Source organism: Shewanella sp. 553 (genome assembly GCF_059338375.1).
Window position 1 is genome coordinate 895,032 of the sequence record NZ_CM181701.1, and the last position, 12,971, is coordinate 908,002.

General features: G+C 48.8%; 12 protein-coding genes. All 12 read right to left on the reverse strand.

Features of this window, described 5'->3' with window-relative positions:
• Window positions 1-29: 29 nt before the first annotated feature.
• Window positions 30-983 (reverse strand): carbamate kinase, encoded by a 954-nt coding sequence (gene arcC, locus AC5YBZ_RS04075; RefSeq protein WP_494519903.1) that lies wholly within the window; start codon window positions 981-983, stop codon window positions 30-32.
• A gap of 8 nt (window positions 984-991) precedes the next feature.
• Window positions 992-2,404 (reverse strand): YlbE family protein, encoded by a 1,413-nt coding sequence (locus tag AC5YBZ_RS04080; protein WP_494519902.1) that lies wholly within the window; start codon window positions 2,402-2,404, stop codon window positions 992-994.
• 13 nt (window positions 2,405-2,417) lie between these two features.
• Window positions 2,418-3,956: an acyl-CoA synthetase FdrA gene (gene fdrA / locus AC5YBZ_RS04085; protein ID WP_494543441.1), complete on the reverse strand. Its 1,539-nt coding sequence runs from the start codon at window positions 3,954-3,956 to the stop codon at window positions 2,418-2,420.
• 23 nt (window positions 3,957-3,979) lie between these two features.
• Entirely contained in the window at window positions 3,980-4,828 is an 849-nt protein-coding gene (locus AC5YBZ_RS04090) for an oxamate carbamoyltransferase subunit AllH family protein (protein WP_494519900.1), read from the reverse strand.
• A 9-nt stretch (window positions 4,829-4,837) separates the two neighbouring features.
• Window positions 4,838-5,500: a cysteine hydrolase family protein gene (locus tag AC5YBZ_RS04095; protein WP_475516029.1), complete on the reverse strand. Its 663-nt coding sequence runs from the start codon at window positions 5,498-5,500 to the stop codon at window positions 4,838-4,840.
• A 336-nt stretch (window positions 5,501-5,836) separates the two neighbouring features.
• Entirely contained in the window at window positions 5,837-6,739 is a 903-nt protein-coding gene (locus AC5YBZ_RS04100) for a LysR substrate-binding domain-containing protein (RefSeq protein ID WP_494519899.1), read from the reverse strand.
• Window positions 6,740-7,083: 344 nt separating this feature from the next.
• A complete protein-coding gene (gene nhaD, locus AC5YBZ_RS04105; protein ID WP_494543442.1) occupies window positions 7,084-8,331 on the reverse strand; it encodes a sodium:proton antiporter NhaD in 1,248 nt (415 codons plus the stop codon).
• Window positions 8,332-8,754: 423 nt separating this feature from the next.
• A complete protein-coding gene (hemL, locus tag AC5YBZ_RS04110) occupies window positions 8,755-10,041 on the reverse strand; it encodes a glutamate-1-semialdehyde 2,1-aminomutase (RefSeq protein ID WP_475516032.1) in 1,287 nt (428 codons plus the stop codon).
• A 554-nt stretch (window positions 10,042-10,595) separates the two neighbouring features.
• Window positions 10,596-10,994, reverse strand: coding sequence for a c-type cytochrome (locus AC5YBZ_RS04115; RefSeq protein WP_475516033.1), 399 nt, complete (start codon window positions 10,992-10,994; stop codon window positions 10,596-10,598).
• Window positions 10,994-11,383, reverse strand: coding sequence for a cytochrome C (locus AC5YBZ_RS04120; protein WP_475516034.1), 390 nt, complete (start codon window positions 11,381-11,383; stop codon window positions 10,994-10,996). Before AC5YBZ_RS04120 ends, AC5YBZ_RS04115 begins: the two co-directional genes overlap by 1 nt.
• The gene (locus AC5YBZ_RS04125) at window positions 11,383-12,609 is read right to left on the reverse strand and encodes a molybdopterin-dependent oxidoreductase (RefSeq protein ID WP_475516035.1); all 1,227 of its coding nucleotides are present in this window, start codon (window positions 12,607-12,609) and stop codon (window positions 11,383-11,385) included. Before AC5YBZ_RS04125 ends, AC5YBZ_RS04120 begins: the two co-directional genes overlap by 1 nt.
• A 6-nt stretch (window positions 12,610-12,615) precedes the next feature.
• On the reverse strand, window positions 12,616-12,930 hold the full coding sequence (locus AC5YBZ_RS04130; RefSeq protein WP_494519897.1) for a c-type cytochrome: 315 nt from the start codon (window positions 12,928-12,930) through the stop codon (window positions 12,616-12,618).
• Window positions 12,931-12,971: the final 41 nt, after the last annotated feature.

The window sequence follows — 12,971 nt, forward strand, 5'->3', positions numbered from 1 at the left end:
TCCGGCCATGCCGGACCTCAAAAAAATGATTAGTGGTTGCGGATCCAGGTGCCCGTTGCACCATCAATGGCTTCGATAACGGTGCTGGCTTTAGTGATAAGCCCTGCGCCATCTGGATTACCGGCTAAGAATTGCAATAAGGCGTCGACTTTAGGCTTCATTGACCCTTCGCCAAATTGGCCTTGCTCGCCCAGTTTTTGCGCCTGTGCTGGATCCAGTTCACTTAGCCACTCTTGCTCTGGGGTGCCAAAGTTGATGGCCACCTTTTCAACGCCAGTTGGAATGATCAGCATGTCGGCGTGCAACTCTTTGGCGAGCATGGCTGAAGCTACATCTTTATCGATGACCGCCTCAACGCCCACCAAGTCCCCTTGTGCGTTGCGTTCCACCGGAATGCCACCACCGCCAGCGGCGATGACGAGTGCGCCACTGCCAAGCAGGGTTTTAATGCTGTCGGTCTCGATGATCTCTTGTGGGCTAGGGCTCGCCACGCAGCGGCGCCAACCGCGTCCTGAGTCTTCCATAATGTGCCAACCTAATTCGGCGGCATATTGCTCGGCTGTGGCTTTATCCATAAATGAACCAATGGGCTTATTCGGCGCTTGGAACGCTGGATCATTGGGATCCACCCGGGTTTGAGTTACGAGTGTGACCACAGGGCGGGCAATACCGCGGCGGCTTAACTCATTACTCAATGCCTTTTGGAACATATAGCCAATGGCACCTTGGGTATCGCCAACCGCGTAATCAACCGGAACAGGGTCGACTTCGTGGGCGGCCAACTCAGAGCGGCGCAGAATAAAGCCAACTTGAGGACCATTGCCGTGGGTTAATACCAGATCCCATCCACGTTCAATTAAATCCACCAAGTAACCTACGTTATTCACCACCGTTTGGTACTGATCATTGATGGAGCAGTGGTCATCATTGTCTATCAACGCATTGCCGCCAAAGGCGACGACTGCTAAAGGTTTTTTAGTCATGGTTATTCCTAGTGTTCACGTTGAGTGGCAAAGGTTTGTAAAGCATCAACAAAGCACTGCATTGGTGCTGTGGTGATCCCGGCGCCAATTTGGCCTACACCCGCTTGTTTATGGGCGATACCTGTGTTGATGATGGGTAATACAGAGTGATCGGCAACCTTGCGCGCATCGATACCCGCCGCTGTTGGGGCAAAGTTAAGTGCTGGCAAGGTAAAGGCAGGGTTACCGCCTAAGGTGATGGCCTGCATTGCGCGGCTATTATTAGTCGCATCAATCGGGGTGCCGCCGACAAACTTCACAATCGCTGGCGATGAAGCCATGGCAAAACCACCGACCCCCGCGGTTTCAGTAATGGCGCTGTCGCCTAAATCTGCCGCAGCATCTTCGACGCCATAACCTGGGAAAAACAGCCCATCGACCGGGTTTGCAGGTGCTTGGAACCAAGTGTTACCCGTGCCAGACAGGCGGATACCAAAGTTAACCCCGTTACGCGCCATCACAGTTACCATGGTGCTGTTAGGGATATTCTCGGCCGCTTTAAGCATGCTCTTACACGCTGCCATCGACAGGTTTAAGAAGAAATGATCGTTGGCGGTGATAAAACTAATCACTCGTTGGATCTGCTCTTTAGGCTCAGCGGTATTAAGCAGTGCTGGTACCAGTTGTTTTAACAGTAAGCCGGTTGCTGCCGCATTACGGTTGTGTACTTCATCACCCATGTGCAGAGCTTGGGCCATAATGGGCTTTAGCTCGATAGGGCCAGATTGAACCAACATGGCTTTCATCGCTTGAGCCAGCTCAGTACCCATCCACTCTAAGCGTTCAATCACGGCTGGGCTATTGGCACCAAAACGCAGCACTTTACCTAAGCCTTCGTTAAAGTTGCTGTAGACGCGCTCATTACCATTATTTGGGTTTTCGACCACCCACAACGGCATTGAACGGCTAATGATCCCGGCCATTGGGCCTACGGCATCAAAGTGATGACAAGGCTCGAAGGTCACTTCACCTGCGTGGATCAACGCCTCTGCTTGCTCAAGGTCATCAGCCCATTTTTCAAATAAGATGGCACCTAAAATCGCCCCTTGTACTGGGCCGCACATCTCCTGCCACGCAATCGGTGGGCCTGCATGTAGGATCAGTTTTTTCTCTGCTAGGGTGGGTATCGCCTCGCCAGCAAGCATCACATCGACCAGCATAGGTTGGGCGGCTAAGTAGCGCTCCATGGCCGTTTGGTTGGCAAGCTCAATCTCTGGTTGGTTGAGTAATTCTGCTAGGGCTAAGCCGCCTTGACGATCGCCACCTGCTGGAGGTTGCCAGTTCATGGCTATCGCTTCACCGCCGGCACGTTCAATGTTAGTGGCGAAACTTGCTAGGCCTGCATTGAGGACTGTCAGTTTCTGAGTGAAAAGTGCTTTCATTTGAATTACCTATTTAGCAAAGTTGAGAAATGAATTTCGCAGCAAGGTGCGCAGCATCGGCATTGCTATCTGCAATTAATACCCCGGCCTCGCTCAAGGCATCACGGGTTAAATCACGAGACTGGGGATCTAACTCTGTGCCGCACACATGGGCAATAAACAGTGGTGCAGTGGCGGTTTTGCTACGAACCGTGTCAATCACATCAAGTAGCTCAGTCAGTGGGGCTTCTGACGCGCCATAACCTAACACCACATCAAACAGGATCACGGCGGTGGCTGGGTCTTGAGCATCTTGTAAAATGCGCTGGTTACGTAATGTCGGGTCGATCATCGGATGCGGACGACCTTGGGTGAAGGCATCATCACCGAGATCCACTATGGTGTGCTGCTGGCTTGTCCATACATCATCAAGCTGGCTGTTACCTTGGGTTGGCGTGTTTGAATACGCATTTATGCCATATTGGCTGGCAATAATTTGCGCTTCGAAGCAGAAGGTTCCGCCGGCAAAGACCCCTCTAATATAACGCTGGCTAGGCAATAACTTGCTGCTTAGCGTAGTTAACACTGAATCATCTTTTGGCTGAGTTTGTACGTCTGGAATCGCTTGCTGGTTTAACACTGCCACTGCCACTTCGGCAGAGTGCGCCAACGAGTGGGCAGCATAAACCCCATCGAGTGCCATTGAGGAATCTGCCGCGCCAAGAAAATGCACCACAACCGGTTTATCAACTTGGGCTGCGGTCGCTAAAATTTGCTCTGCAATCGCCTTTGCGGGTGGCTTAGAGATCAGCACGATCACCTTAGTGACCTCATCATCGGCAAGTGCCTGTAGGCCATGCAGCATAGAGATACCGCCCACATCTTGGTGCAGATCATGACCGCCCGTGCCTAACGCTTGCGATACGCCTTCACCCAGTTGATGAATGCGGCAAGTGGCTTCTTGTAGCCCAGTACCAGATGCCGCAACGACGCCAATCGCGCCGCGGCGTACGACGTTTGCAAAACCTAGGGGAATACCGTTGATAATGGCGGTGCCGCAATCGGGTCCCATGACCATCAGTTCTTTTTGCTGGGCCAGTTGTTTGATGGCGCGCTCATCGGCTACCGATACATTGTCGCTAAACATCATGACGTTCAGCCCAAGATTTAAGGCTTTTATCGCCTCTGCGGCGGCATATTCACCAGGGACAGAGATCATCGCCAGGTTAGCATCAGGATGTTGGGTTAACCCAAGCGCAAAGCTGGTCAGTGGCTGAGAGAACTGTTGGCTGTCATTGCCTGCATCGGGTTTTGCCGTGAGCGCCTCAAATGCGATTTCAATCGCTTCTTGGCATGCTGCCTCGTCGCCTTTTACCGCGACAACCAGATCATTGGGCTTGGCAATAATATCGCTGCCAAAACCGGCATCGGTCATGCGTGCTAAGTTCGCTTCTGTGCCCATGGCGACAGAGGCCTCTTCTATGCCACTCATTTTATTGAGGCGGGCTGAAATCTGCATCAAGGAAACGGAATCCTGATAGAGATTTTCAAATGTTTTATATTTAATGGTCATATAAGTACCTGTTAAAATAAGTTTTAATTCAGTAATACGTTATTGAGGCAATACAGCATTCCCGCAAGGGTGTCGGCACCTGAGCTGGCGCCAATGTTGAGGTTAGCCATCACTCTGTGGTTAAGTATCGAGGCGTCCGTTGCGGTAAATAAATCATGTATTAGCCATTGCACTGGGTGCGAAAAATGGTGATAAAGAGCCAATGTTAAATAATGTGCGCTAATCTCATTGGTCTTATTAATATCTAACAGTATTGCTGTTTTAATTTGATTAAAAAGCGTTTCGGCCTGCGGATGCACTGTGGTTAAACTGGATAGTACCGCCAGCACGCCTATTAAAAAGTCATCACCTGATGGTGTGAGTCCCTTACCATGACCTATATTTTTAGCTAATTTTTCTGAGTGAATATAAATACAGTTTGGGAGTGTTAATCCTAAGTGTTGAATATATTCAGCAGCAGAGTTAATGGTTAACTTTTCCTTACTGGAAATATACTTTCCAAGTAAGGCTTCCGTCATACCGACATTATTTTTAATACGGTAATGATTAATCGTTAATAACGCTGGAGCTTGTTGCCACTTTCTGGCTGTAAGGGTATTAATTGCTAAGTTTACAGTGGACTTTAGCCGTATCATGCCACCTCGCATAAATAGCGTCTCGCCCACCTTTATCTTGTTGGTTAATGGCCCTATCGACTCGAAGTCACACTGATATGCAGTGGGAGTCGCTGGTAAACGTGTATCAAGAAGGGATACCCAAGGCGTGTCAATCAGATCGGTTTTGATATTCATCGACCGCCGAAAAACGCTGTGTACCTTGCCGTTAAATGATGTTGCTGGGCAAAGGTATCCCTTAGTGAGCGAGAGTATCATCTCATCGACTTACTTAAGTCCTTCGATGATATTTTCGCTATTTGATACCCAACCGAATATCGCGCCCTGCGCCTTGATCATATCAAGGGTCGATTGATGGAATTCTGGGAAGTAAGACCCAACACAATCTTCAGGCACAATGCACTCATAGCCGCGGTCATTGGCTTCTCGTACTGTAGTACCAACGCACACTTCGGTGGTGACGCCACACACAATCAAGGTTTTGATATTGTTGTTTTGCAGGATTAGGTGCAGATCGGTTTGGTAAAACGCCCCTTTACCTGGCTTGTCGATAATCGGCTCGCCAGCAATAGGGTAGAGTTCAGGAATGATATCGTGACCTGCTTCGCCGCGGATAAGTATACGGCCTTTTGGCCCTTTCTCGCCGATAAAGGTTTTGCCACCACGGGTTAGTTTTGCTGGTGGGCAGTCGGTTAAATCGGCGCGGTGACCTTCGCGGGTATGGATAACCATGATCCCCGTTTCGCGGGCGGTGTTTAATAATTTGCCACAAGGTTCAATTGCGCTGCGCACTAAAGAGACATCGTTACCTAGCGCTTCGCCAAACCCACCAGGCTCAACAAAGTCTCGCTGCATATCAATGACGACTAGCGCAGTCGTTGCTGGATCGAAGTTTAATGCAAATGGTTCGGCTTGAAATAATCTAGTCATAATTTAATAACCTTTATAATAATTGGGCCGGGTTAACTCAAAGTGGTTAACACCGTTTGATAGTATCGGGCTAATATTGATTAAAAAAGTGATAAAATCAGGCTTGAGAAATCAAATAATTTGATGCTTTAACCTGTTAAAGCGACGGCTCTCTCAATATGATGATGCCTATAGGGCGCAGGTCTCGTCTTAATTGGTATTGGGCTAGGATGCGTCAAATATTTTGACGCATCACTTCGCTTTAATTGTTTAATGAGGGGGGTGAAACTGTGAATTGGCTCACACGCTAATCCCTCAGAAAATGATGCAGGACGCGGTTAGGCGCGTTATAGCAGTTTAGTCGCACCACTGATTGGCGTGTTCGGGTTGCATTAAGTACTCAATACACCAATTTAATACCGGGCTTTCACGGTTAGCATGCCAGGCATAAAACAGCTGAGTAGGTTGTTTGTGTTCGACAATGGCCTTTTTAATCACCTGACCTAAATCAAGCGAGGTTTTAATGCGGTGATGCGGGATATAGCCTATCCCTACGCCACGCTCAATTAAGGCTATTGCCGTTGATAGCTCTGGCGCGTAAATGATTTTTTGTCCGGTGAGGGACCAGGCATCTTGTGGCAGGATATGTTTGGCGGTGTCTTTAACCACAATAACGGGATATTGTCTTAGCTGCTCGGCCGTTAATACGTTGATTTGGCTGGCTAACGGGGAAGATTGCGCCACGATGAAATCCCACTCAATTTTACCAATTGATTGCGAAACCACCCCTTCCATCTTGGGGGCGGAGTGCGGCGCGCCAATTACCAGATCGGCTCGTCTATCATAGAGTGCATCCCAGCAGCCATTGTACACCTCTGTGGTGACTGAAATTTTTGTGGATGGAAATTGCTGATTAAGTTGCGCAATTAGATCGATTAATCCATCACGATTAATTATGTTGTTAATGGCAATATTAAAGGTGGCATCAACACCGGTGCAGATCATGGCGCTGTTACGCACTAGCTCGTCATAGGTATCGAGCATCCACTGACTATGATCAATAAAATATTGCCCAGCCGGGGTGAGTTTGATCTGTCGTCCCTTGCGGTCAAATAGAGCAAATCCAAGCTCTTCTTCCATTTTTTTTACCGTGTAACTCACGGCGGACGGTACGCGATTGAGTCGTTCGGCTGCAACCGCAAAACTCCCCGATTTAGCGATCAAATGGATGGTTTTAAAGGCTTCCTTAGACAAAGGCATAGTGAGATTCGCTTTGGTAAATTTTTGGCAGTATATGCTTTTGGTCGCACTAAGCAAATCCCTTCAGTCGACTCTATGCTGGGGACGATGGATAGAGGGGGCAGTTTGGGTCTCATGCTGTGATAACCATCAACTAGCTTGGTGCTGCTCATCTTATAATTGTGCTGGCTTGCAATAAAGGGGCTTTAATAGCAGGTGACTTTTAATCAAGTGGGCTGGTAATCAAGCAGGCATGTAATAAAGCTGGCTGGTAATAGAAGGTATGGCAAACAATAGGCTGAGCTAATAACAATGCGATGAGCAGGGTCATCGCATTGTTAAGTGCTAAGGGGTGGTTGCGCGCTTTAGCCAAAAAACTCGTAGGCCAGCAGTAAGGTTAAGCCATAGCCGCAGGTGTAGCACAACAGAAGTGCTGGGACATATTTTAAATAGGCCACAAAGGTCAGCTCTTTGACCTTACTCATGGCGATGATGCCCGCCGCGCTACCAATGACCAGCAATGAGCCGCCAACCCCAACAGAATAGGTGAGGCCTAACCATTCTGGGGTGGTCAGCACCGGTTCGGCTTTCAGTAATGCGGCTGTTAATGGCACGTTATCGAGCAATGCCGAGCCTATACCTGTGACAAAGTTAGAGATATTGGGATCAAACTTGGCATACACCTCGGTGAGCAGATGCAAGGTACCAATCTCTTTAAGCATGCCCACCAATAATAATATGCCGAGGAAGAACAGTAGGGTGTCGAATTCAACCTGACGAATATATTCGAGGACCTGTAACTCCTCTTTATTACTGCGAGAGGTGGTGCCCACTAAAAACATCACCGACAACCCAGAGAGGAAAGTCAGCACGGGTGGAATACCAAACAAGATATTGAGCACCATGGTTAATATGATGGTGATCAGAAAAATAATGGCGATGAGCACATCTATACGGCTGTACTGAGGCTTTATCGGCGTGGTGCTCACTCGTCCTTCGGCTTTGAGCGAGAACAACACTGCCAGTAACATGACGCTTATCGCGGCGGGGATAAACAGTATCAGTAACTGCGAGATATGCACATGGCCGCCAAGGAAGATCATCAAGGTGGTCACATCACCCGTGATCAGCGCGACACCGCCAGAGTTGACCGCAAAGATGATTAATACCGACATACGGCGTTTCATCTGGCTTTCAAGTTGAAAGGTGGTTAATAACCCGAGTGAAACCAAGGTGGCGGTGACGTTATCACAAATGGCCGACAGCACCAGCGAGAACAAGGCCACTTGGATCATCAGCATGCGTACCGATACTTGCTGTGGAAATAACTTTTGCACTAAGACTTGGATCATCCCTTTGGCATTGAGATAAGCCACAAAGGTCATGGTCGACATAAGGAACAGCCACAAGGTGGCGATTTCTAATAGGTTGTGATCAAGTTCCTGGGCCATTAGCCGCTGGTGATCGGCATCGTTTGCGGCAACAAACAGGGTTATCCAGGCTATACAGCCAAAAAACAAGGTAGTTTTAGCTTTGTTAAGGTGAGTCACCTCTTCAAAAATGATGCTTAATAGCGCTAGCACAGCAAGGGTGATCAGGAAAATGTCGAGCATACATTGGTTCCTACGGCCGACTTAAGTCCGCACCTCATGGCGATGAGAATGAAGATTTAAAATCAAGGTTATATTAAGGTTGTTGTGATAGCTGGCGATCAGACCATAGGAAAGTGCAATAGGCAAGCGTTACCTTAGTCTAACTTTGCAGTAAAACTGTGATGCGGATAGGCTTTTAAGGGGGCTGTTCATGTTTAATGTGCTGCAATTGCAGGCTTTGGTAGATGATTTAACTGTTTGCTGGCTGTGAATCGTCCGTTAACATTAGCTTCTACTTTATTATATGATTGCTCATTTTATGTGATTTTATCGGTTTAGCGTGGCGGGCTCCTTATGGGCATGGGGCAGATAAACAAAAAGAGGACACTAGGTCCTCTTTGTTTTGTTAGGCATACGCGTTATCGGTACTGCTTAACGCTGGTGTTATTTAGCCATTTTTGCAAATACGCGATCGGCAGCGGCAAGCGTTGCTTCAATCTCTTTGTCGCCATGAGCCATAGACAAGAAGCCTGCTTCATAGGCGCTTGGCGCTAGATAAACACCTTCATCTAACATGCCATGGTAAAACTCTGGGAAGGCCTCGGCATTACATTGAGTGACTTGGTCGAAACGTGTGACTTTCTCTTCGTCAGTGAAGAACAAGCCAAACATACCGCCAACATAGTTGATGCTCAGTGGAATACCATGTTTGTTGGCCGCCGCCTTAAAGCCTTCGGCAACACGTTTTGTTTTATCAGCAAGCGCTTCGTAAAGACCTGGCTCGCTGAGTGCTTCCATCTGCGCAAGACCGGCTGACATCGCAATCGGATTACCAGACAGGGTACCCGCTTGATAAACTGGGCCCGTTGGCGCGATAAACTGCATCACATCTTTACGGCCACCGAAAGCGCCTACTGGCATGCCGCCGCCGATCACTTTTCCTAATGTGGTGAGATCGGGCGTGATCCCGTAGTGGCCCTGAGCCCCGCTTTTCGATACGCGGAAACCAGTCATCACTTCGTCGATAATAAGCAGTGCGCCGTATTGATCACACAGGGCACGCAGGCCTTCAAGGAAACCAGGGATTGGCGGAATGCAGTTCATGTTGCCAGCTACAGGCTCAAGAATGATGCACGAGATCTCTTCTGGATACTGTTCAAACAGCGTTTTAACCGATTCAAGTTCATTATAAACGGCGGTTAGGGTGTGCTTAGCAAAATCTTCAGGAATACCAGGAGAGCTTGGCTGACCCAGAGTCAGCGCGCCAGAACCTGCTTTTACGAGTAAGCAGTCCGCGTGGCCGTGGTAGCAGCCTTCAAACTTAAGGATTTTATCGCGACCAGTGAAACCACGAGCCAGACGAATGGCGCTCATGGTCGCTTCAGTACCTGAGCTCACCATACGGACTTGTTCCATCGATGGCACCATCTCGATCACTTTTTCAGCCATGCGCACTTCAAGTTCAGTGGGGGCACCAAATGACAGGCCATTTTCCACGGCGGCCAATACCGCTGCACGAATCTTTGGATGGTTGTGACCTAGAATCATCGGTCCCCAAGAGCCAACATAATCGATATAGGCTTTGCCATCGGCATCATAAATATAAGCACCATCCGCTTTTTCGATAAACAGTGGCGAACCACCAACACCGTTAAAGGCACGTACTGGCGAGTTAACGCCACCAGGAATAGTTTTTTTAGCCTGTTCAAATAGGGTTTCAGAGCGGGTCATGCTAGATCCTTTAAAGTCAGTTGCCAGATTAAAAATCGGCTTTTGTGAATATCAATTAACGGCTCATTAGGGTTGCTCAACTTGTGCCGCAACCCTTTATATCACTGCAAATCTTGCCATGGACATGCATAGCCCACCGTTACCTGCCTGTTTTTCTTGCGTTCGTGGCAGCGGGGCATAAGCACCATCTTTGCAATGCTGTGTATCAATTTTGTGGGTTAAGTGCAACTTAACAGCGCCTTGTTAGCGTTTTACCGTGAGACAAAACCTTGCGCCTGAATATAAGCCGCTAGAGTATATCAGCCCATACTAAATTGTCTTCAAGTTGATCTATTATTGTGACCGTATACGCAGCATTTTCAATGTCATCGATCACAGAGTGGCGGATTGCTAGTACTGACGCGAAGCGGTCTGTTTTATGGGGAGAGGGCTAAAAATAATGGGCGGACCTGATGGCACCGCCCATGATGTTAGGTATCGAAGTTATCTTATGGCACCGCATTAGCATAGCTGCCGCGCCGAGTCATTCGAACCTTGAGTGAGCTTACATGCACTTAGTGCAGCGTAAGTGTTGCCTGCTGCGAATAGTACAGCGAGACATCTTTCATCTGTTGCTCAGATAGCTGCGCGGCTTGCCCTTGCATAATGGGGTTGCTGCGCTCGCCGTGCTTAAACGCCATTAGCTGCTTAAACAGGTAAGCGGCTTTTTGCCCTTCGAGCATGGGGTAGCTTGGCATCACCTTAAGCATAGTTGCGCCATGGCAAGCGATACAGCGAGTCGAAGCCAGCTGCTTTCCCTGCTCAACATCGGCCGAATATGCCAAGGTACTAGGGCTTATCTTTAGCCCCATATTTTCGATCGTTTGGTTGAACTCTCGGCGCTCATTGCCGCTGACAATAGCGGCAAATAGCAGTGCAGCGATGAGGCCAAGGCTCACAAATAAACGTTTCATCAGTGGTCTCCTTTAGCCGTTGGCATGGGGGGCATCAGCTCAGGATCTAACGGTTTACGCCTAAAGATCTGCATGTCGATACCAGTCTCGTTATAGTAAGTCGACAGGTAATCGAGCACAGGATCCCAAGTGTCAGATAAATCCCATAAACCTTGGGTGTCAATCATCCACTCAATGGTCTCGCGCCATACGGCTCTATTTCCGGGGTTTTGCGGGATAATATGACTGGTGTGACAGGCGTTACACTGATCTTTTACCATCTCCCAGCCCGGCGCCATAATCAAACCCGTTTCAGCATCCACCGGATAGGTGGCCACCTCAGACGAGCCTGCGGCTACCCCTGGCATACTTGCTAGCATTAACGCTGCCGCAAATAGGTGTTTTTTCATTACACCACCCTTAATGCAATGCGGTGGCAACCGTTAAATAGGTACCCTTTGGGGTTCCACTGAGGTTGTACCATTGGTTGGGTGTCACCTTGGCTGTCGGTGGCACGGGCCCAAATTTCGTAGTAGCCAGTTTGTGGTAGCTTGAGGCTAATGGCCCATTGTTGCCATGCCGTTGGATTGGCGGGTTTGGTGAGTGACGCGCTTTGCCACGTGGTGCCATAGTCATAGCTGACTTCCACTTTAGTCACTTCACGCACACCAGCCCAAGCATGGCCGCGCACTTCAATGTTCTCGCCTAGGGCTAGCTCACCGCCGGTTTGTGGTGAGGTAATTAACGACTTAACAATCATCTCTTCGATGATCTTAAAGTCTTTGTTGTCGACCTTTTCACCTGGGGCGACAGGATGCTTTGGTACTTGATAAGCGGGAGCCGCCATCTTTTTACCATCGTGCACGCGATCGCGTACGCCAATGCCGGTGGCACATTTTTGTGATACTGAGCCAGGACGACCGCCAAAGACGATACGCAGTGGGTAACCGTGCATGTAAGGAATATCTTCGCCGTTCATTGCCCACGCGATAAGGGCGTTTTCATTCATGGCCGCTTCAATCGGCACGCCACGAGAAATGGCCGCGCCTTTACCACTAATGTGCTTGTCGGCGCCATAGTGCGCGGTATACACCGCATCGCTCTTTACGCCACAGTCGGCTAATACGTCTTTGACTAAAACACCAGTCCACTCTGCGCAAAAGACAGCCGAGTTACTCCACTGGTTACCTTTGGCGTTAGGGTAGAAGTTGACTCGGCTATTGCCGCCACATTCGAGTACCAGTTTTTGGGTATGGGTCTTAAACTTCTTTTTTAGCTCGGCGATGGTGTAGGTTTTAGGCGTTTCGATTGACTCGCCATCGACGGTAAACTCCCAAGTGTCAGGATTGATGTTCTCGAAGTCGGGCATCTGGCCATTCCAGCGAATAAAGGCCACATCCGATGGCGTGGTCGCAGGATCAAGCAGATGTTCTGGTGGGAAGGCATTCAGTGGGCTGCTGTTGAGTACCTTAAAGTGTTCAGGCAGGTGATCGACTTTACTCCACTTTACCGCTGACACATCCATGGCTGCCATGCCTTCTGGTCGGTTTTGCGCAAATACCCAATTGACTGGCAACATGGCCGCTACTGAAGTGGCTACCGCCCCTTTAAGAAAATTACGTCTATCGATTGCCATGGTGTGTTAGTCCTTACCTTTAGAAAAATAGTGCGCCATCTGCTGCATCTGCTCAGTTGTTAACAATTTGGCGACTTTACTCATGGTTTTATCTTGGCGTTGGCCGTTTTTAAATGCGGTTAATTGCGCAACCATATATTGACTGTTTTGCTGAGCAAGATTGGGAATGCTGGGAAATGGATTATTGCCCGACTGTCCATGACATGCTTTACACATGTTGAGCAGTTTCTCATCCGATGCTGCAAAGCTGTTGGTGCACAGGCTTATACTTGCCAATGTGACGGAAGCAATAAGCCAGCGGCTGTTACGTTGTCGCTGCATGTTATTTAATACTCGTAGTTATGTTTAGCCGTAACGGTCAG

What these genes read in the sequence shown, in the direction of transcription:
- arcC (WP_494519903.1), bottom strand. Translation starts at nt 983, where the DNA reads ATGACTAAAAAACCTTTAGCAGTCGTCGCCTTTGGCGGCAATGCGTTG.
- AC5YBZ_RS04080 (WP_494519902.1), bottom strand. Translation starts at nt 2,404, where the DNA reads ATGAAAGCACTTTTCACTCAGAAACTGACAGTCCTCAATGCAGGCCTA.
- fdrA (WP_494543441.1), bottom strand. Translation starts at nt 3,956, where the DNA reads ATGACCATTAAATATAAAACATTTGAAAATCTCTATCAGGATTCCGTT.
- AC5YBZ_RS04090 (WP_494519900.1), bottom strand. Translation starts at nt 4,828, where the DNA reads ATGATACTCTCGCTCACTAAGGGATACCTTTGCCCAGCAACATCATTT.
- AC5YBZ_RS04095 (WP_475516029.1), bottom strand. Translation starts at nt 5,500, where the DNA reads ATGACTAGATTATTTCAAGCCGAACCATTTGCATTAAACTTCGATCCA.
- AC5YBZ_RS04100 (WP_494519899.1), bottom strand. Translation starts at nt 6,739, where the DNA reads ATGCCTTTGTCTAAGGAAGCCTTTAAAACCATCCATTTGATCGCTAAA.
- nhaD (WP_494543442.1), bottom strand. Translation starts at nt 8,331, where the DNA reads ATGCTCGACATTTTCCTGATCACCCTTGCTGTGCTAGCGCTATTAAGC.
- hemL (WP_475516032.1), bottom strand. Translation starts at nt 10,041, where the DNA reads ATGACCCGCTCTGAAACCCTATTTGAACAGGCTAAAAAAACTATTCCT.
- AC5YBZ_RS04115 (WP_475516033.1), bottom strand. Translation starts at nt 10,994, where the DNA reads ATGAAACGTTTATTTGTGAGCCTTGGCCTCATCGCTGCACTGCTATTT.
- AC5YBZ_RS04120 (WP_475516034.1), bottom strand. Translation starts at nt 11,383, where the DNA reads ATGAAAAAACACCTATTTGCGGCAGCGTTAATGCTAGCAAGTATGCCA.
- AC5YBZ_RS04125 (WP_475516035.1), bottom strand. Translation starts at nt 12,609, where the DNA reads ATGGCAATCGATAGACGTAATTTTCTTAAAGGGGCGGTAGCCACTTCA.
- AC5YBZ_RS04130 (WP_494519897.1), bottom strand. Translation starts at nt 12,930, where the DNA reads ATGCAGCGACAACGTAACAGCCGCTGGCTTATTGCTTCCGTCACATTG.